Consider the following 18,327-nt stretch of genomic DNA (forward strand, 5'->3'; position numbering starts at 1 on the left):
TCAGAGCTCGGCGGATTTCAATGCCCGGGCATTCTGCAAACGCCGGGTCATGACCGCCATGCTCACCGCCAGAACACCGCACAGGCAGATGACCATGGCCATCGGCATGGCACTGCCATCGTGCAACACACCCACCAGATAGGCAGCACCCGCTGCGACGCTGAACTGCAGGCAACCGAGCATCGCCGAAGCGCTGCCGGCCCGCGCGCCCTGGCCGTTCATGGCACAGGCCGCCGCGTTGGGAATGATGCAGCCCAGGCTGGCGATGCACACGAACAAGGGCAGCAACAGCGGCCAGAGCTCACTCGTATGCAGGGCGCTGACTGCCAGCAAGGCCAGCCCGGCCGCCAGGTAGATCCACACAGTACGGGCCAGCAGGAAGGCCGGACCACGCTTGGCCAACAGCCGCGCATTGATCTGCGCCACCAGGATGAAACCGCCGGCATTGATCCCGAAGAACCAGCCGAAGTGCTCCGCCGGCACGCCGTAGAGCTTGATAAAGACAAAGGGCGAGCCGGCGATATAGGAAAACATCCCGGCGATGGCGATGCCGCCGGTCAGGGCGTGGCCGAGAAAGACCCGGTCCGCCAGCAACAGGCCGTACTGGCGCAACGCTCCGGACAACGGCAGGCGCGGGCGAGTGGCCGGCATGCTTTCCGGCAGACCCAGAGCAACTGCCAATCCCGACAGGGCGCTGAACACCGTGAGCATGATAAAAATCGATTGCCAACCGTAGAGGTTGACCAGCAGGCCGCCGAGCATTGGCGCCAGGATCGGCGCCAGGCCCATCACCAGCATCAACTGGGAGAACACCTTGGCCGAGCCCACTGCATCGCACTTGTCGCTGACCACCGCGCGGGAAATCACCATGCCGGCGCAACCGCCCAGGGCCTGGACGAAGCGTGCGCCAATCAGCCACTCCAGGTTGGGTGCATAGGCGCAGGCCAGTGAGGCCAGGGTGAACAGCCCCACTCCAACCAGCAACGGCAGGCGCCGACCAAAACGGTCGGCCACAGGTCCATAGGCCAGCTGGCCAATGGACAGCCCAAGGAAATAGGCGGCCAGGGTCAGTTGGACGTGTTTTTCATCGGTACCGAAAGCCAGGGCCATCGAGGGAAAGGCCGGCAGATAAAAGTCGATGGCCAAAGGGCCGAAGGCGCTCAAGGCGCCGAGAATCAGGATTGTGCGGAGGTTCATGGCATCCAAGCGAGCGTTGGTCAGCGGTCGCACAGTCTAGCTGCGCTTGGACGCCTTGAACATTCCGATAGGTCGCTAACTATTAAAAAGACTCAAGCAACCTGGACGGCGTAGCCTTCTTCGCTGATCAGATTGATCACCTCTTCGCTGGACAGGCGACTCTCGACCCCCACTTCCTTGGCCGCCAGGTCCACCCGCACGGTGGCCGCCGGGTCCTTGCTCTGCAGCGCCTGAGTGATGGCCCGCACGCAGTGGCCGCAGGACATGCCTTGAACATTGAATACTTGCATCGCGCTTCTCCTGTATTGGGATGCATGCAGTCTTGTCCTTGCCACCGTGGCAAGGTCAAGTTCCGGATTGAACTGCCGGGCTGGAAATCGGCGCCGCGCTCCGCCAAGCTGCACGTCTTACGACATCACAGCAGGAGATTCAGCCATGCGCTGGTCAACTTTCAGCCTCGTCGGCCTCCTTGGTCTGTTGGCGGCAACGCCACCAGTACTGGCCGCCGGAGAAGACTACGGCGTACTGATCATTTCCCGGGAGCGGCTGGAAGTCGCCACCTCCTGCGAGATCGGCCTGTACATCCAGGACCAGCTCGCCGGCCGGCTGTTCCAGGAGCAGAGCGCCTCCTTCAACTTGCCGCCGGGCAAAGTGTCCCTGCGCCTGAAATTGCTGCCGGGCCAGGCGCCGGGCTGCAACCCTGGTCTGCTCGCCCCGGGTTCCCAGGACATCAGCGTGCGGGCCGGCGATGTGCTGAAGTTCCGTATCGCCACCAACGCCTCGGGCATGTACCTCAAGCCCACCGCCCTGGATTACTGACGCACCGTCCTCCACACGCCTTGCGCCCTACAGCGCAAGGTGTGCTTTTGCTCCCCCCTGGGACAAAATGAAGCACCCTGGCAATGCCCGCTTGACCTTGCCTGCATGGCAAGGTTGATCCTGTAGGCAACATTTACAGGGAGTGTCAGCCATGCCTGAATCAACCACCTTCGACCTGCCGATTGCCGGCATGACCTGCGCCAGTTGCGCCGGTCGTTTGGAGCGAGCCTTGGGCAAGGTCGCCGGTATACGTACGGTAAGCGTCAACCTGGCCACGGAGCAGGCCCGGATCGAAGCCCCCGGTGACAGTCTGCCGGCCCTGCTGGAAGCGGTGGAAAATGCCGGTTACAGCGTGCCGGTGCAGTCCATTGAATTGACCATCGGCGGCATGACCTGCGCCACCTGTGCCGGTCGCGTAGAACGCGCCTTGAACAAGGTTCAAGGCGTCCGCAGCGCCAGCGTCAACCTGGCCACGGAACGGGCTCACCTCGAGCTGCTGGGCCAGGTCGATCCGGCGCTCCTCATCAATGCCGTGACCCAGGCCGGCTACTCCGCCAGCCTGTGGCAGGCCGAACACAAGCACGGTAATGATCAGCAGCAGAACCTGCGCCGCGAACGCTGGAGCCTGGTCCTGGCGATCCTCCTGGCCCTGCCCCTGGTGCTGCCGATGTTGGTGCAACCCTTTGGCCTGCACTGGATGCTCCCGGCCTGGGCCCAGTTCGCCCTGGCCACCCCGGTGCAGTTCATCTTCGGTGCGCGCTTCTACGTGGCGGCCTGGAAAGCCGTGCGCGCCGGCAGCGGCAACATGGACCTGCTGGTGGCCCTGGGCACCAGCGCCGGCTATGGCCTGAGCCTGTATGAATGGGCCACGGCCGCCGCCGGCAGCATGCCGCACCTGTACTTCGAAGCCTCGGCCGTGGTGATCGCCCTGGTGCTGCTGGGCAAATACCTGGAGAGCCGGGCCAAGCGCCAGACCGCCAGCGCCATCCGCGCCCTGGAGGCCCTGCGCCCGGAGCGGGCGATCCAGGTGATCGACGGCCGCGAGCAGGATGTGGCCATCAGCGCCCTGCGCCTGAACGACCTGGTGCTGGTCAAGCCTGGTGAGCGCTTTCCGGTGGACGGTGAAGTCATCGAAGGCCAGAGCCATGCCGATGAGGCACTGATCAGCGGTGAAAGCCTGCCGGTGCCCAAGCAGCCCGGGGATAAAGTCACCGGCGGCGCCATCAACGGCGAAGGCCGCCTGTTGGTGCGCACCCTGGCTCTGGGTGCGGAAACCGTGCTGGCGCGGATCATTCGCTTGGTGGAAGACGCCCAGGCCGGCAAGGCACCGATCCAGAAGCTGGTGGACAAGGTCAGCCAGGTATTCGTGCCCACCGTACTGGTGCTGGCGCTGATCACCCTGGTGGGCTGGTGGCTGTACGGCGCGCCCCTGGAAACTGCAGTGATCAACGCCGTGGCCGTGCTGGTGATCGCCTGCCCTTGCGCCCTGGGCCTGGCCACCCCCACTGCGATCATGGCCGGCACCGGCGTGGCCGCCCGCCACGGCATTCTGATCAAGGACGCCGAAGCCCTGGAGCGGGCCCACGAAGTCAGCTCGGTGGTCTTCGACAAGACCGGCACCCTGACTTCCGGCACGCCGCGCATCGCCCACATGCAGGCCCTGGAAGGCGACGAAAACGCGGTACTGCAACTGGCCGGCGCTCTGCAGCGCGGTAGCGAGCATCCCCTGGCCAAGGCGGTGCTGGACCTGTGCCAGGAACGCCAACTGCCCGTGGCCGATGTCAGCGCCAGCCAGTCCCTGACCGGGCGCGGCATCGCCGGCACCCTGGACGGCCGCCAACTGGCCCTGGGCAACCGTCGCCTGCTGGAGGAATGCGGCCTGAACCCGGGCAGCCTGGCCCAGGCGGCCAAGGATTGGGAACACGAGGGCCGGACCCTGTCCTGGCTGATCGAGCAGAGCCCGCAATCCCGGGTACTGGGCCTGTTCGCCTTCGGCGACACCCTCAAGCCCGGCGCCTTGCAAGCGGTACAGCAACTGCGCGCGCGGCATATCAGCAGCCATCTGCTGACCGGCGACAACCGTGGCAGCGCCAAGGTCGTGGCCGATGCCCTGGGCATCGACGATGTGCATGCCGAAGTACTGCCGGCGGACAAGGCCGCCACGGTGACGGCACTGAAAAAGACCGGCGTGGTGGCCATGGTCGGCGACGGCATCAACGACGCCCCGGCCCTGGCGGCGGCCGACATCGGCATTGCCATGGGCGGCGGCACCGACGTGGCCATGCACGCGGCGGGCATCACCCTGATGCGCGGCGATCCACGATTGATTCCGGCGGCCCTGGAAATCAGCCGCAAGACCTATGCGAAGATCCGCCAGAACCTGTTCTGGGCCTTCGTCTACAACCTGATCGGCATTCCCCTGGCTGCGTTCGGCCTGCTCAACCCGGTGCTGGCCGGCGCGGCCATGGCCCTGTCCAGCGTCAGCGTGGTAAGCAATGCACTACTGTTGAAAACCTGGAAACCCAAAGACCTGGAGAACGCCGAATGAACATCGGCCAAGCAGCCCGAAAGAGCGGCCTGAGCGCCAAGATGATCCGTTACTACGAGTCCATCGGCCTGCTCAAGCCGGCCCATCGCAGTGACAGCGGCTATCGTCTGTACGGCGACGACGACCTGCACAGCCTGGCGTTCATCAAGCGCTCCAGGGACCTGGGCTTTTCCCTGGAAGAAGTGGGCAAGCTGTTGACCCTGTGGCAGGACCGGCAACGAGCCAGCGCCGATGTGAAGGCCCTGGCGCGCCAGCACATCGATGAGCTCAACCAGAAGATCCGCGAACTGGCCGGACTGCGCGACACCCTGCAGGACCTGGTGGAGCACTGCCACGGCGACCACCGCCCGGACTGCCCGATCCTCAAGGAACTGGCGTCCGGCAGTTGCTGCGAAGGCTGAAATCGCGGGCATGAAAAATCCGGCCTCGGCCGGATTTTTTTATTCCATCACTGCATCCAGGGCGGAGGCGGTGGTTCTTCGGACTTGCCTGGCGGTGCATCGTCCGCCGCCCGCACTGCCTGACGACGCTCCTCGTCGAGACGTGCCGCTTCGATCTCGCGGATCACGCTGCCAACATCCGCCAGTTCTTCGGGGTCGTCGAACTCGCCGGTCAGCACACTGCCCGGATGCAAGATGCCGGCCTCGTACAAGGCCCACATTTCCTTGGCATAACGGGTGTGCTTGAGCTCCGGGGCAAAACGCCCGAAGTAGGACGCCATGTTGCCCACGTCCCGCTCCAGCATGCTGAACGCATGGTTGTTGCCAGCGGCATCCACCGCCTGGGGCAGGTCGATGATCACCGGACCGTCCGGCGTCAGCAGCACGTTGAACTCGGAAAGGTCACCGTGCACCAGACCGGTACACAACATCAGGACGATCTGGGAAATCAGGAAAGCGTGATATTCACGAGCCTGGTCCGGTTCCAGCACCACATCGTTGAGCCGTGGCGCCGCGTCGCCGTATTCGTCGGCCACCAACTCCATCAGCAGCACGCCTTCGAGGAAGTCGAACGGCTTGGGCACCCGCACCCCGGCATTGGCCAGACGGAACAAGGCCGCCACTTCGGCGTTCTGCCAGGCGTCCTCGGTTTCCTTGCGGCCAAACTTCGAGCCCTTGGCCATGGCCCGCGCCTGTCGGCTGTTGCGAACCTTGCGCCCTTCCTGATATTCCGCCGCCTGACGGAAACTGCGTTTGTTCGCCTCCTTGTAGACCTTGGCGCAACGTAGCTCGTTGCCGCAGCGCACCACATACACAGCTGCCTCTTTACCACTCATGAGTGGGCGCAGCACCTCGTCTACCAGACCGTCTTCGATCAGGGGTTCAATGCGTTTTGGAGTCTTCATCAGCTTTTATTGTGGGTCCCTTGTTACCAAACACGCGAAAGTCACTCGTTATACGGCAATCCTCCCACCACGGGAAAGGGCTGCCGAGCGCCGGACGACAGCAATGCACTCAATGTGCCAGATCCCTGAAGCCCCGCCGCCGAAGATCATAGCCGAGCGGCCAGCGAACAACGCCCGCCAAGGCTTGAGAGATTGCCGCCATCCGTCGCACGCCCTTGGCGTCTGCAAGGAGGTTTTTTCTCCCAGCGGCTCAATTTTCCGCCGTCCCAGCCGAAGTCATCAGAGACAAAAGGATTTTGTCCGACAATCCAATGAAGACGTCAGCCGCCGGCCAAGGTTCGATCGCTGCCTGCTCGACTTCTGCCTCAGGGACTGCAATCAGCGCCACCCTTCAAGCTGCCAATAATCCGCGAGTCGCCTGCACTTCGTGGTCATACAAGAAAATCTGGAGCGCGGATGAATATCAAACAGAAACTCACCTGGGCCTTCGCCGTCATTGCCTGCCTGCCCGTGGTGCTGGTGGCCACGCTGGTGGTGATCAACCTGCGCAGCGATGCCGAAAACACCTTTGTCGACGGCAGCGGTCGCGAGATCCGCCAAGTGGCCAACGCCATGCAACTGTTTTTCGAAGGCATCAGCCAGAACATCGACTACCTGGCGGCCCAACCTTTGCTGACCCAGGCCGGCGGCGACCTCAAGACCTGGATGAGCGCCGATGCCGCGAAGGTCCCGGAAGGCGAGCAGGACAAACGCATTTTCGAGCTGTTCGCCGCCATGGCCGCCAGCCATCCCGCGTATTCCTATGTGTCCTATGGCGTGAGCAACGGCGGTTACGTCTCTTGGCCCGCCGACCTGAAGCTCGCCAACTACGACCCTCGTGTACGCCCCTGGTACAAAACCGCCCTGGCCAACCCAGGCAAGACCCTGCGCACCGACGCCTATTACTGGGCCAGCGACGATGCGGTGCTGGTCAGCACCGTACGCTCCCTGTCCAACCAGTTGGGCCCTCAAGGCGGGGTGGTCGCGGTCGACGTGTCGCTCAAGCAACTCACCGAAATCGTCAAGCAGATCAAGCTGGGCGAGTCCGGCTACCTGATGCTGATGGAAAACAACGGCACGGTGCTGGTGGACCCCAAACAACCGGAACATAACTTCAAGGCCCTGGGCAGCCTCGGCGATGGTTATGCGCAACTGGCCAAGACCGGCAAGGGCCTGGTGCAGGTTGAGCTGGGTGGCGAGCACTACATGGCCAACGTCTGGCCTTCCGAACAACTGGGCTGGACCTTCATCGGCCTGATCAAGCAGAGCGAAGTCATGGGCTCGGCCACCCAACTGACCTGGATCATCGCCGTGATCGCCGGGGTCCTGGCCGTGCTGTTCGCAGTATTCGGAGCCAGCTTCGCCAGCCTCATCGTGCGCCCGATCCGCAGTGTCGCCAGTGGCCTGGAAGGTATCGCCCAAGGCGAAGGCGACCTGACCCGCAACCTGAATATCCGTGGCAGCGATGAAACCGCGCAACTGGCCAACTGGTTCAACCAGTTCCTCGCGGCGATCCGCAGCCTGATCCAGCACATCGGCCAGGCGGCACAGAAGATTCTCGCCACCTCCCATTCCTCGACCCAGGTTTCCAGCGACATGGCCGAAGCCGCCGGACGCCAGCGCGAAGCGGTGGACATGGTGTCCACGGCCTTCCACGAAATGGTTGCCACGGCCAACGAAGTGGCCCGCTCCTGCAGCCAGGCCGCCGAATCGGCGGACAGTGGCCAGCGTCAGGCCCAGGAAGGCCAGCAGCAGATCGACGACGCGGTACACAGCGTCGACCGCCTGAGCCAGGAGATCGAGCAGTCGGCACAATCGATGCAGCAACTGGAACGCGACAGCAACGACATCCAGTCGATTCTCGGCACCATCCGCTCCATCGCCGAGCAGACCAACCTGCTGGCCCTCAACGCCGCCATCGAGGCGGCCCGGGCCGGTGAACAGGGTCGTGGGTTTGCCGTGGTGGCCGACGAAGTCCGCGCCCTGGCCAAGCGCACCGCCGATTCCACCGCCGAGATCGACGGGCTGCTGGGCAACCTGGCCAAGCGCACCAGCGCCGTGACCCAGCAGATGCACGCCAGCCTGGAAGTGTCCCAGCAGTCAGTGAACCGCATCGGCCTGGCGCGCAACAGCTTCGGACAGATCCGCGAGTCGGTGGACGTGATCCGCGACATGAACACCCAGATCGCCACCGCCGCCGAGGAGCAGCATCAAGTGGCGGAAGACATCAACCGGCACATCAGCCAGATCCATGGCGATGCGCAATTGGTGGCGGAACTGGCCAACGCGGCGCGCCTGGACTCCCAGAGCCTGGCCGGGCTGTCCAATGAGCTGGACAGCCTGGTACGACGCTTCAAGACTTGAGGACCCTTTCGCCGGCCAGCCGGGCTCCTACGGGTTTGAGGTATTTCTCTGTAGGAACCGGCTTGCCGGCGAATGCCACGAACCTCAGCGTTCGATGATCGCCGTCACGCCCTGGCCCCCGGCCGCACAGATGGAAATCAGCCCGCGCCCCTGCCCCGCCACACTCAGCAACTTGGCCAGGTTGGCGACAATCCGTCCACCGGTGGCGGCAAAGGGGTGTCCCGCCGCCAGGGAGCTGCCTTTGACATTGAGCCGCGCGCGATCGATGGGCCCCAGGGGCGCGTCGAGGCCCAGGCGGGTCTTGCAATAATCCGCATCCTCCCAGGCCTTGAGGGTGCACAACACCTGGGCGGCAAAGGCTTCGTGGATCTCGTAATAGTCGAAGTCCTGCAGGCTCAGCCCGTTGCGCGCCAACAAGCGCGGCACGGCATACACCGGTGCCATCAGCAGCCCCTCGGCTCCATTGACGAAGTCCACCGCGCCAGCCTCACCGTCGCGCAGGTAGGCGAGGATCGGCAGACCGTGCTCCCGGGCCCATTGCTCACTGCCCAGCAACACCAGGGAGGCCCCGTCGGTCAGCGGCGTGGAGTTGCCGGCGGTGAGGGTGCCCGCAGCACTGCGATCGAAGGCGGGCTTGAGGCTGGCGAGCTTTTCCAGGGTCAGGTCCGGGCGCAGATTGTTGTCCCGGGTCAGGCCGAGGAAGGGCGTGAGCAAGTCGTCGTGCCAGCCTTCGGCATAGGCGGCGGCCATCTTCTGGTGGCTTTCCAGGGCCAGTTGGTCCTGTTCGCCACGGGGAATACTCCAGGTCTTGGCCATCTGCTCGCAGTGTTCACCCATGGACAGGCCGGTGCGCGGCTCACCGTTGCGCGGCAGTTCCGGCTTGAGGTGATGGGGCCGCAACTGCAGCAGGATCTTCAGCTTGTCACCGGTACTCTTGGCCCGATTGGCCTGCAACAGGATCTGCCGCAACCCTTCGTTGACCCCGATCGGCGCATCCGAGGTGGTGTCGACGCCACCGGCGATGCCGCAGTCGATCTGCCCCAGGGCAATCTTGTTGGCCACCAGCAAGGCCGCTTCCAGGCCGGTGCCGCAGGCTTGCTGGATGTCATAGGCCGGGGTAGTGGGCGACAGCCGCGAACCCAGCACGCATTCCCGGGTCAGGTTGAAGTCCCGCGAATGCTTGAGCACCGCCCCCGCCGCTACTTCGCCAAGGCGCAGGCCATGGAGCTGGTAACGCTCGATCAACCCCTCCAGGGCGGCCGTGAGCATGGCCTGGTTGCTGGCCGTGGCATACGGGCCGTTGGAGCGGGCGAAGGGAATGCGGTTACCGCCGATAATCGCGACGCGGCGCAGCTGTGTCATGGAAAGCTCCCTATTCTTTGAGTGCGACTTCGGTGAGTACGTCCCCCACTAGCGTAGGAGGCTTCTCGCAGATCGAACGACTCGGGGCCATTCGTGGTCCACACTTTGAACCCCAGCCTGCGGAGTGCGTTCCATGTCCGACCGTTATATCGACTTCGCCAATTCGTCCATCGGCCAGCGCCTGGTCGGGGCCTTTGGCCTGCCGTCACCGGTACGTCTGGAGCGCTGGCAGGCCGGCCGTCTGCGGCCCATCGAAGGCGCCCTGTTGATCGGTGGCGGCGCCATGGCCCAACAGGTGAGCGCCCTGGCACCGCGCCTGACCGACTCGGTCTACAGCTACGGCACCGATCCGGCCCTGGCCACGCCCTGGATTCCCGGCCACGGGCCCAAGCTCAAGGCAGTGGTCTTCGATGCCAGCGAACTGCTGCATACCGACCAGCTCAAGCAACTGCGGGAGTTCTTCCAGCCGCTGTTGCGAAGCCTTGAATCCAGCGCCCATCTGCTGATCCTCGGACGTGCTCCGCAAACCCTGGCAGAGCCCTTTGCCGCCAGTGCCCAGCGCGCCCTGGAGGGCTTCAGTCGCTCCCTGGCCAAGGAGTTGCGCGACGGCGCCACCCTGCAACTGCTGTATGTGGCCGAGGGCGCCGAAGAGCAGCTGGAAGGCGCCCTGCGATTTTTTCTCTCGCCCAAGAGTGCCTATGTTTCCGGGCAGGTGATCCACTTGCAGCCCTGTGCCAGCCAGGTCCAGGACTGGAGCCGACCACTGGCCGGGCGCAAGGCCCTGGTCACCGGCGCGGCCCGAGGCATTGGCGCGGCCATCGCCGAAACCCTGGCTCGGGACGGCGCTCAGGTGCTGTTGCTGGATGTGCCCCAGGCCAAGGCCGATCTGGAAGCCCTGGCCGCCCGTCTCGGCGGACGCGCCATCGGCCTGGATATCTGCGCCGAGGACGCCCCGGCCCAGTTGCTCGAGCAACTGCCCGACGGTATCGACATCCTGGTGCACAACGCCGGGATCACCCGGGACAAGACCCTGGCCAACATGACCGCGGAGTTCTGGGACGCGGTGCTGGCGGTGAACCTCAATGCCCCACAGGTGCTGACCCAGGCCCTGCTGGACAGCGGCCTACTGCACGATCACGGACGCGTGATTTTGCTGGCCTCCATCAGCGGCATCGCCGGCAACCGTGGGCAGACCAACTACGCCGCCAGCAAGGCCGGGCTGATCGGCCTGGCCCAGGCCTGGGCACCCGTGCTCAAGGCCCGGGGCATCAGCATCAACGCCGTGGCGCCAGGCTTCATCGAGACCCAGATGACCGCCAAGGTGCCCTTCGCCTTGCGCGAAGCCGGACGCCGCATGAGTTCCCTGGGCCAGGGCGGGCTGCCTCAGGACGTCGCCGAGGCCGTGGCCTGGCTCGGCCAGCCGGGCAGTGGCGCGGTCAGCGGGCAAGCCTTGCGGGTGTGTGGCCAAAGTGTCCTGGGAGCCTGAAAATGACGACGCACTGGCATGAACTGAACCTGCCTGCACTCCTGCCGCCGCTGTTTCTCAAAGCGGCGCTGAGACGACGGCCTCATGGCACCGAGTTGCCCGAAGACGGGCTGCGCTGCTGGATCAGCCTGGAGCCCAAACAGCTGGCGGCCTATCGCAAGGTCTGCGGTTTTGCCGACAACGGCCTGCTCCCCGCCACCTATCCCCATGTGCTGGCCTTCGCGCTGCAAATGCAGCTGCTCACCGCGCAGAACTTCCCCTTCCCGTTGCTGGGGCTGGTCCATCTGGCCAACCGGATTCGAGTGTTACGCCCCATGGGCAACGTCAGCAGCGTGCGGATCGGCGTCCGGGTAGACAACCTGCAACCTCACGCCAAGGGGGCGGTGTTCGATCTGGTGACCACCGTGGACGATCTGCTGGGGCCACTCTGGGAAGCCGAAAGTCAGATGCTCTGTCGCACAGTCAAGTTGCCCGGAGAGCCTGCCGCGCCGCTCCCGTCATTGGGTGAAGGTCTGAACGAGGTGAGCCGCTGGCAGGCCGAAAGCAACATCGGCCGACGCTACGCCAGGGTCTCAGGTGACTACAACCCTATCCACCTCAGCGCCTGGAGTGCCCGTCTGTTCGGCTTTCCCCAGGCCATAGCCCACGGTCTGTGGAACAAGGCCATGACCCTGGCGGCGCTGAGCGAGCACCTGCCGGCCGCGAATATCGAAGTGTCGGTGCAGTTCATGAAGCCCGTGCTGCTGCCGGGGACCGTCCGCTTGCTGGCCAACGCCGCTGGGTCCAGTGGCGAACTCCTGCTACTGGGCAACGGCGATCTGCAACATATGCAGGGTCGCTGGCAGCCCATCGCCTGAGACGTCATCAACCCCGACCTGCTTGGCTAACTGAGCGTGGATTCCGGCTTGCCGGGCCAGAAAGTCCCCAGCGAAAAACGGCAGGCACAACAGCCACCCGATGGGACCAGGCATCACAGGCTCCAACAGCCATTCGCTCGCGCAGTATCGGCTTGCGCAGAATTGAAAGCCCTCGACACCAACTAAGAAAGTCCCGGCAGTTGTCGCCCGCTGCCTAGAAAGCAAAATAAAACCTATTAATTGTATATATACAACTTTAGTTTAAACCCCAAAGAGAACACTCCAACCTCACACAATAATCCCTTAACTAACAATAACTTATAAAAACACAAACCCACAGCCAATACTTTTAAACTAGTTGCTTATAGAGAAACAAAACCCCAAGAACACAAGTCATTAATACCAAGTTCATAATTGTTCAAATAGTCGCTTGCGCCTTTTATGTAGACAACGGACGAAGGCATCTTCAGCACAGAACTGGAGAGCTGTCGAAAACAACGAACGTTGTAACAGGTGCAAGGGATACCTCTCATGAAAACTCAATTCGGATGGAAAGCATGTACAGCACTGGCCATGATCCTGACCCTCAGCCTGGCAGGCTGCAGCGGCGGCGGTGGCGGCCATAAGAGTGGCGGTAGCAGCTCATCTCCAACCACTGCTGGCGGTGGTACTGGTGGCGGAACAGGTGGTGGTACCGGCGGAGGCACCGGAGGCGGAACAGGTGGCACGACCAGCACCCTGGTGACTGCGGACGTGGTGTCCGGCGTGGGCACTACCGTGAGCGGTGTCGGCGACGGTGTCACTGCCCTGGGCGACTCCCTGGCGGCGGTTCCGGTGGTAGGCAGCCTGGCCCGCAGTGCCGTCAACACTACCGGCAATGTAGTGGACACCGTTGGTGAAGGCTTGACCAACGGCCTCGGCAAACTGGGCAGCGATCCCAAGGCCCTGAGCAAGACCACCGCCACCGTCGGCAACGTGGTCGGCGATGTGGGCACCGGAGTCAAAGATCTCAGCGGGCAACTGGCGGCGACCACCCAAAGCGTTCCGGTAGTCGGTGGCGTGGTGACCAGGGTGGCCCCGGTACTCAGCGGTGTCGGCACCCGGGTAACCATGCTGGGCAACACCTTGAGTACCGTTACCAGCAGCGGGCCGGTAGGCACCCTGACCGACGGCGTGGGTGACAAGGTACTGGTACCGGTAGTGAGCATGGCAGAAGGCCTGACCGGCAAAGTCGGCAGCAGCACCGGCCTCGGCGCTCCGGTCAAGGGTCTGATCAAAGGGGTGACCGATGCTGTGGATGATACCGGCGAGAAGGTCAGTGATACCGGTGATGGCAACCCTGTGACCGACCTGTTGGGCAATGCCCTGAGCAATGCCAGCGGCGCTGTAAACAGCGCGGGTGGCTACGTCGGCAAGTCCGGGAGCGGCACCGGAAGCGGTGGCAGCACCGGCGGTGGTACTGGCCTGGGCGGCACCGGCTTGCTGGAAGTCGTAGGCGGTGCAGTGGCCAACCTCGGCAACGGCATCAATACCGGCAACACCAATGGCACTGTCAGCACAGGGAGTGCCGCTGGCGGTGCAGTGGGCGGCCTGATCGCTTCGGTGGGCGGCGCCTTGGGCGGCCCAGGCACTCCCAACCTGGTGGTCACCGCTCCTCTGGCCAGTGTCGGTGTGAACCTTGGCTCGGCGTTGAATCCGATCACCAGTTCGGTCTCCGGCCTGACCCAGCAAGTGGGCGCAGCCAGCGGTCTGGGTGGCCCGGTCAGCGGTCTGCTGGGCCAAGTGGGCGGGGCTGTGAGCAATGTGGGCACTACCGTAGCCGGCAGCACGGGCGGCAATCAGGTCGGCGGCGCCCTGGGCGGCACCCTCGGCGCAGTGGGCAGCACCGTGGCCTCGGTGGGCGGTCTGGTCAACGGTGGCACTGCCCCCAGCGGCGGCTTGCTCGGTGGGCTCGGGGTCGGCGCCAGCGCCAGTGGCAGCGCTTCCGCAGGAGCGGGTCTCAACGGTGGCCTGGGTGGTGTGCTGGGTGGTTTGACCGGCGCCCTGGGCGGCAGCAAAAAATAATTTGCACCTGGCCGATTCGACGGCCTTACCTACAGCGCCTACGCTTGGTTGAGGGCGAGGGATTCAGATGAGTCTCTCGCCTTTTTGTTTATCCAGAGCATGACAATCCAGCACCCGATCATGGCTCAGACCCTGAACGGTGCATGGAATGAGGACTTTTAGCATCGCTGCGGCTTGACCATGGAGTGTCCTATGCGCACGTTGGCCAGTTTGTTGTTGATTGGATGCTGTACCTCCGCTTACGCCGACTCCCTTCCCCGTTTTCTCAACAGCAACGACAGCATTACCAACCTCCCCCAACCCAACCTGCCGGTGGACGCCTATCGCCCGGCCACACCGCAGTTGCAGATGCCCGAGCAACCCGTCGCCCCTCAAGGGCAGCAGCCGCTGATGATGGGCACCAAGGTCACGGTGCGCCAGGTACAGATCGAGGGCGGCACGGTCTACCCGCTTGAGGAGTTGGCGGCGATCTACCAGCCATTGATCGGCCATGAAACCAGCTTCGCTCAATTGATCGAAGCCACTCGTGAGATCACCCGACGCTACCAGAACGACGGCTACCTGCTGTCCTACGCCTTCATGCCGCAGCAGAACTTCGACCAGGGTGTCCTGCGGGTGGTGCTGGTGGAAGGCTATATCAGGGACTACCAGTTGCAGGGCGACATCGGCCCGGTGGCCACCTACCTGGACAAGCTGGTGAGCAAGCTAAAGGCCGAACGCCCGCTGACCCGCAAAACCTTCGAACGCTATACCACGCTGATGAGCCGGGTACCGGGTGTGACCCTGCAAGCGGTGGTGCCGCCACCGGGAACCACCGACGGTGCGACGCAACTGGTGGCCGTGGCCAGCCGCAAGCCCATCAGCACCACCCTCAACAGCACCGACGACAACCGCAACGGCCTGCAGGCCCTGGTGGGCATTACCAGCAGCTCGCAAACGGCCTGGGGCGAACAGCTCAGCCTCAGCGGACTGTTTCCCCCGGGCAAGGACAAGGAACACTACTACCGCCTGGACTACAGCCAGTTGCTGGGTTCCGAGGGCACGCAACTGAGCCTCTACGGTGCACGCTACCGCAGTGATCCGCGAAGCAACGTGCAATTGGCCAATGGCCTGGAGCTTGAGCCCCATCGCGAGAACGACCGTTTCTCCATCGGTGTCAGCCACCCCTTCATCGCCTCGCCCAATGAGATGCTTACCGCCGGTACGCGCCTGTATGCGGTGAACGACAAGACCCGCTATCGGGTGAGCAACAGCCCCCTGACCCTGGAAGAGAAAACCGATATCCGCGCCCTGGCGCTGGAGGGTGACTGGAGCAAGTCCGATCCGCGCCAACTGCGGATTCTCAGCGCCGGTATCTACCGGGGCCTGGACAGCATGGGGGCCAAGACCAACAACGAGCTCTACGACCTGGATTTCTTCCGCCTGCGGGTGGCGGGGGTACAGAGCGACCGTTTCTTCGACAATTGGCAGGGGGTGCTTTCCGCGGCCCTCTACTGGAGCGACGACAACCTGCCCGACAGTGAACGGGCCAGTTTCGGCGGGCAGAACTTCGCGCGGGGTTATCCCGATGACCAGGCCACTGGGGACAAGGGTTGGGGCGTGGCCTATGAGGTGAACTACAGCTTCCATCGTGAGGGCCCCTGGGTCCGGGTACTGCAACCCTACGTCGTGCTGGACCGCTCCAAGACCTGGTTCAACCAGTTGCCGGTCAGGGGCAGTAACCTGTCATCAGCCGCTGTGGGCCTGCGCTTCGGCGACGCCAAGCACTACAACATCGCTCTGGAGGCAGCCAAGCCCATGTCCGATGAAGCCCTGGACACCTACAACCGCCGTCCGCGCTACACCCTGAGCTTCAGTTATCAACTCTGAACAGTGGTGTGACCGAGGCCTGCCCAGCGGCAGGCCTTTTTTTGCCCGCACGACACCTCTCGCAGAGGGCTCCGCGATCAGGTGCTTGAGTGTTGTTCAAAAAAAGCGCTGCCCGCGTCCTGACCACTCGATGAGCGTCAGCCCGAGCCGACAGGGGGCGATCAGGGACCGACTATATGCAGCCGGGGTTGAGGAAACAGATTGTTGAGGGTTTCCAGCAGGCGCACGTGATAGATAGGTTTGCGGAACAGATCCAGTACCTGCAGGCGCAACAGATCGCTGACGTCATCCATATCGGCATGGCCGGACATGACGATGACCGGCAAATGCTGCCGCGAGGTGTGTTCGCGCAGGCGCTTGATCAAAGACAGGCCACTCTCCTCCGGCATACGCAGGTCAGTAATGACCAGCGCAATGTCCGGATGGCGAGTGAGGTGCTCCAACGCCAGCTTCACCGAGGTTGCGGTGAAACAACAGAAGCCCTCACCTTCCAGCAACTCGGTGAGCTCCAGCAGCGCGTCTTCTTCATCGTCCACCAGAAGCAGTTGCTGGCGTTGGGGGGAAGCAATATTCATCGACATTACCTTGAGCTGACTGTCCGACGGCCTTCACAGCAAGAGTAATTGCCGGCCTCAAGGCGTGGGTCGGGTAACCGTGGCACCTCCCATGGCAACCAGAATATTGTTGAAAATGGCCAAGACCCGATCGCCCATCGGCGTCACGAACACCACTACGACAACCGCTACCATGGCAACCACTATCGCGTACTCGATGGCCGACGCACCGTGTGTCCGGGCCAGAAACAGGCGAGCGCGAAGCAGCAGGTATTCAATCAGCATGAAGCACCTCCGATTTATCGATCGCAGCAACAGCCGGCGAAGCACTCACGCGCTGATTCACGGAGTGGGGCGAGTGACCGTGGCTCCTCCCAAGGCAACCAGAACGTTGTTGAAAATGGCCAGCACCCGATTACCCAGAGGGGTCACGAACGCCACCACCACAACCGCAACCATGGCCACCACAATCGCGTACTCGATCGCGGAAGCGCCATCGGTACGGTCAAAAAACAGGCGCGCCCTGAGCCACAAATATTGAAGGATCATCCTAGTTCTCCTATGCGCCAGACGGCGCCGATGCAAGCACACCGGAACAAAGTTCCCCGGTGCAAGTTGAGCATTGTCAACAAAGCCCAGCCCAGCAACTGTAAGAACTGATTAATCACTAAGTATTAATTGGAAGGTTGGCGCCAAAAAAACTCCCCCTGTTGGGTAACTCATACCTTTGTTAGCTATTTTTCGACGAGTTAATGGCATTTCGTCCTAGCTCTACTACCTTCACATAGCGAAATAGTTGCATGTTCATAGCTGCCTGATTGCGAAATTAACTCGTTTGGAATCACGGGCTGGTAGTGCAGCAGGATAGGGAGAGCCTTCATGAACAGTCGCGTCACAATCGGTCTGGCTGGACTTCTACTGCTGGGGGCGGTGTTTTTCGGTTACTGGGGCCTGGTCCTCAGCCGTCAACCCGAACCGGCACCACCGACTCAACCGGTGGCCCCACCTGTCGTCGAACAAGTCACCAGCAACGCCGAGGACCAGACCCGCCAACCCGTGGTGGTACTGGTGCACGATGTACCGCCGTTCATTCCCCTCACCGCCGCGGATCTGGCGCTGGAAAAACTGCGCACCGCGCCGGCCGGCAGCCTCAATGCCATTGATCAGGCGGTGGGGCGTACGCCCTGGCGGCAACTGAGCGCCGGCACCTGGCTCAACGCCCAGAGTTTCGAGTCCGGTGGCGCCCTGGCACGGATGATTCGCAGCGATGAGCGAGCCCTGGCGGTAGCGGTGGATGAAGTGATCGGCGCCGCCGGACAACTAAGCCCCGGGGACTATGTCGACGTGCTGCTGTTCCTGCGCCAGGACACCACCAATCCACAGCAATCGGCACAGATTGCGGTGCCCGCCATGCGGGTCCTGGCGGTAGGCGAACAACTGGGACTGACCAATGACGGACAGCCCGCTGCCCCTGCCGTAAGCAACGAGGAGAAGCTCAAGCAGGACCAGCGCCGGATCGCCGCCCGTACTGTGGTCCTGGCCGTTCCCGAGCAGCTCTTGAGCCGGCTGATGCTCGCCACCCAGGTCGGTGTGCTGCGACTGGCCGTGCGTAGCAGCGAGGAACAGCGCCTGGCCCATTACTGGGCGGGCAACGAGGACGCCATCGGCCACCTCGATGCCGCCAACAGCAACCTGTTCCAGTTCACTCAACTGGCCCTCGGCAACGCTCCCCGTAGTCCGGTCGCCCACGGTGGCGCACCACGATCGGCGGTAGAGGTCATCCGAGGTAACCAGGTCTCTCAACAAACTCCCTGATTGAGCAA

General features: G+C 63.2%; 16 protein-coding genes and 1 pseudogene. 10 read left to right on the forward strand and 7 right to left on the reverse strand.

The genetic code is table 11. The features are described from left to right. Both FW796_RS13860 and FW796_RS13865 read right to left on the reverse strand, forming a co-directional pair. Positions 1-1,197 carry a multidrug effflux MFS transporter gene (locus tag FW796_RS13860; RefSeq protein WP_446439474.1) on the reverse strand — a complete coding sequence of 399 codons (1,197 nt, stop codon included), beginning with the start codon at positions 1,195-1,197 and terminating at the stop codon, positions 1-3. Positions 1,198-1,289: 92 nt separating this feature from the next. Next, a complete protein-coding gene (locus FW796_RS13865; RefSeq protein ID WP_102863030.1) occupies positions 1,290-1,487 on the reverse strand; it encodes a heavy-metal-associated domain-containing protein in 198 nt (65 codons plus the stop codon). 145 nt (positions 1,488-1,632) lie between these two features. On the opposite strand from FW796_RS13865, the gene FW796_RS13870 reads away from it, so the two are divergent. The 3 genes from FW796_RS13870 to cueR all read left to right on the forward strand — a co-directional run bounded on the left by FW796_RS13870 (position 1,633) and on the right by cueR (position 4,965). Further along, entirely contained in the window at positions 1,633-2,016 is a 384-nt protein-coding gene (locus FW796_RS13870) for a hypothetical protein (RefSeq protein WP_123725977.1), read from the forward strand. Between the two features lie 151 nt (positions 2,017-2,167). Continuing rightward, positions 2,168-4,564, forward strand: a complete 2,397-nt coding sequence (locus FW796_RS13875; protein ID WP_446439475.1) for a heavy metal translocating P-type ATPase — start codon at positions 2,168-2,170, stop codon at positions 4,562-4,564. Further along, positions 4,561-4,965 carry a Cu(I)-responsive transcriptional regulator gene (gene cueR, locus FW796_RS13880; protein ID WP_346636278.1) on the forward strand — a complete coding sequence of 135 codons (405 nt, stop codon included), beginning with the start codon at positions 4,561-4,563 and terminating at the stop codon, positions 4,963-4,965. The genes FW796_RS13875 and cueR overlap by 4 nt, the downstream gene beginning before the upstream one ends. A 47-nt stretch (positions 4,966-5,012) precedes the next feature. Here cueR and FW796_RS13885 read toward each other — a convergent pair whose 3' ends face one another. After that, positions 5,013-5,909 carry a PA4780 family RIO1-like protein kinase gene (locus FW796_RS13885; RefSeq protein WP_346636279.1) on the reverse strand — a complete coding sequence of 299 codons (897 nt, stop codon included), beginning with the start codon at positions 5,907-5,909 and terminating at the stop codon, positions 5,013-5,015. Between the two features lie 612 nt (positions 5,910-6,521). On the opposite strand from FW796_RS13885, the pseudogene FW796_RS13890 reads away from it, so the two are divergent. Further along, positions 6,522-7,454: pseudogene (locus tag FW796_RS13890) on the forward strand (cache domain-containing protein); the annotation flags it as partial. A gap of 129 nt (positions 7,455-7,583) precedes the next feature. Then, complete coding sequence (locus FW796_RS13895) at positions 7,584-8,312, forward strand: methyl-accepting chemotaxis protein (RefSeq protein ID WP_430962757.1); 729 nt, start codon at positions 7,584-7,586, stop codon at positions 8,310-8,312. A gap of 84 nt (positions 8,313-8,396) precedes the next feature. Here FW796_RS13895 and FW796_RS13900 read toward each other — a convergent pair whose 3' ends face one another. After that, positions 8,397-9,674: an acetyl-CoA C-acetyltransferase gene (locus FW796_RS13900; RefSeq protein WP_446439476.1), complete on the reverse strand. Its 1,278-nt coding sequence runs from the start codon at positions 9,672-9,674 to the stop codon at positions 8,397-8,399. A gap of 133 nt (positions 9,675-9,807) precedes the next feature. Here FW796_RS13900 and FW796_RS13905 point away from each other — a divergent pair, with 133 nt between their 5' ends. The 4 genes from FW796_RS13905 to FW796_RS13920 all read left to right on the forward strand — a co-directional run bounded on the left by FW796_RS13905 (position 9,808) and on the right by FW796_RS13920 (position 15,950). Then, a complete protein-coding gene (locus FW796_RS13905) occupies positions 9,808-11,160 on the forward strand; it encodes a 3-oxoacyl-ACP reductase (protein ID WP_346636282.1) in 1,353 nt (450 codons plus the stop codon). Between the two features lie 2 nt (positions 11,161-11,162). After that, entirely contained in the window at positions 11,163-12,017 is an 855-nt protein-coding gene (locus FW796_RS13910) for a MaoC/PaaZ C-terminal domain-containing protein (RefSeq protein WP_446439477.1), read from the forward strand. Positions 12,018-12,548: 531 nt separating this feature from the next. Then, positions 12,549-14,081, forward strand: a complete 1,533-nt coding sequence (locus FW796_RS13915) for a collagen-like triple helix repeat-containing protein (protein WP_346636284.1) — start codon at positions 12,549-12,551, stop codon at positions 14,079-14,081. 192 nt (positions 14,082-14,273) lie between these two features. Beyond that, positions 14,274-15,950 carry a ShlB/FhaC/HecB family hemolysin secretion/activation protein gene (locus tag FW796_RS13920; RefSeq protein ID WP_346636285.1) on the forward strand — a complete coding sequence of 559 codons (1,677 nt, stop codon included), beginning with the start codon at positions 14,274-14,276 and terminating at the stop codon, positions 15,948-15,950. Positions 15,951-16,111: 161 nt separating this feature from the next. On the opposite strand, the gene FW796_RS13925 is transcribed toward FW796_RS13920, so the two are convergent. Genes FW796_RS13925 through FW796_RS13935 form a run of 3 tightly spaced genes read right to left on the reverse strand, consistent with a single transcriptional unit; the run spans position 16,112 to position 17,053 of the window. Then, positions 16,112-16,525 (reverse strand): response regulator, encoded by a 414-nt coding sequence (locus FW796_RS13925; RefSeq protein ID WP_346636286.1) that lies wholly within the window; start codon positions 16,523-16,525, stop codon positions 16,112-16,114. Between the two features lie 57 nt (positions 16,526-16,582). After that, complete coding sequence (locus FW796_RS13930; protein ID WP_346636287.1) at positions 16,583-16,789, reverse strand: Flp family type IVb pilin; 207 nt, start codon at positions 16,787-16,789, stop codon at positions 16,583-16,585. Positions 16,790-16,846: 57 nt separating this feature from the next. Beyond that, a complete protein-coding gene (locus FW796_RS13935; protein WP_446439478.1) occupies positions 16,847-17,053 on the reverse strand; it encodes a Flp family type IVb pilin in 207 nt (68 codons plus the stop codon). A gap of 330 nt (positions 17,054-17,383) precedes the next feature. Between FW796_RS13935 and cpaB the strand changes: the two genes are divergently transcribed. Continuing rightward, on the forward strand, positions 17,384-18,319 hold the full coding sequence (cpaB, locus tag FW796_RS13940; RefSeq protein WP_446439479.1) for a Flp pilus assembly protein CpaB: 936 nt from the start codon (positions 17,384-17,386) through the stop codon (positions 18,317-18,319). Positions 18,320-18,327 lie beyond the last annotated feature (8 nt).

It is taken from the genome of Pseudomonas sp. 910_21, from assembly GCF_052850735.1.

Excerpts from the sequence above, each read along its gene's own strand:
- FW796_RS13860 (WP_446439474.1), bottom strand. The coding sequence starts at position 1,197 with ATGAACCTCCGCACAATCCTGATTCTCGGCGCCTTGAGCGCCTTCGGC.
- FW796_RS13865 (WP_102863030.1), bottom strand. The coding sequence starts at position 1,487 with ATGCAAGTATTCAATGTTCAAGGCATGTCCTGCGGCCACTGCGTGCGG.
- FW796_RS13870 (WP_123725977.1), top strand. The coding sequence starts at position 1,633 with ATGCGCTGGTCAACTTTCAGCCTCGTCGGCCTCCTTGGTCTGTTGGCG.
- FW796_RS13875 (WP_446439475.1), top strand. The coding sequence starts at position 2,168 with ATGCCTGAATCAACCACCTTCGACCTGCCGATTGCCGGCATGACCTGC.
- cueR (WP_346636278.1), top strand. The coding sequence starts at position 4,561 with ATGAACATCGGCCAAGCAGCCCGAAAGAGCGGCCTGAGCGCCAAGATG.
- FW796_RS13885 (WP_346636279.1), bottom strand. The coding sequence starts at position 5,909 with ATGAAGACTCCAAAACGCATTGAACCCCTGATCGAAGACGGTCTGGTA.
- FW796_RS13895 (WP_430962757.1), top strand. The coding sequence starts at position 7,584 with ATGGTGTCCACGGCCTTCCACGAAATGGTTGCCACGGCCAACGAAGTG.
- FW796_RS13900 (WP_446439476.1), bottom strand. The coding sequence starts at position 9,674 with ATGACACAGCTGCGCCGCGTCGCGATTATCGGCGGTAACCGCATTCCC.
- FW796_RS13905 (WP_346636282.1), top strand. The coding sequence starts at position 9,808 with ATGTCCGACCGTTATATCGACTTCGCCAATTCGTCCATCGGCCAGCGC.
- FW796_RS13910 (WP_446439477.1), top strand. The coding sequence starts at position 11,163 with ATGACGACGCACTGGCATGAACTGAACCTGCCTGCACTCCTGCCGCCG.
- FW796_RS13915 (WP_346636284.1), top strand. The coding sequence starts at position 12,549 with ATGAAAACTCAATTCGGATGGAAAGCATGTACAGCACTGGCCATGATC.
- FW796_RS13920 (WP_346636285.1), top strand. The coding sequence starts at position 14,274 with ATGCGCACGTTGGCCAGTTTGTTGTTGATTGGATGCTGTACCTCCGCT.
- FW796_RS13925 (WP_346636286.1), bottom strand. The coding sequence starts at position 16,525 with ATGAATATTGCTTCCCCCCAACGCCAGCAACTGCTTCTGGTGGACGAT.
- FW796_RS13930 (WP_346636287.1), bottom strand. The coding sequence starts at position 16,789 with ATGCTGATTGAATACCTGCTGCTTCGCGCTCGCCTGTTTCTGGCCCGG.
- FW796_RS13935 (WP_446439478.1), bottom strand. The coding sequence starts at position 17,053 with ATGATCCTTCAATATTTGTGGCTCAGGGCGCGCCTGTTTTTTGACCGT.
- cpaB (WP_446439479.1), top strand. The coding sequence starts at position 17,384 with ATGAACAGTCGCGTCACAATCGGTCTGGCTGGACTTCTACTGCTGGGG.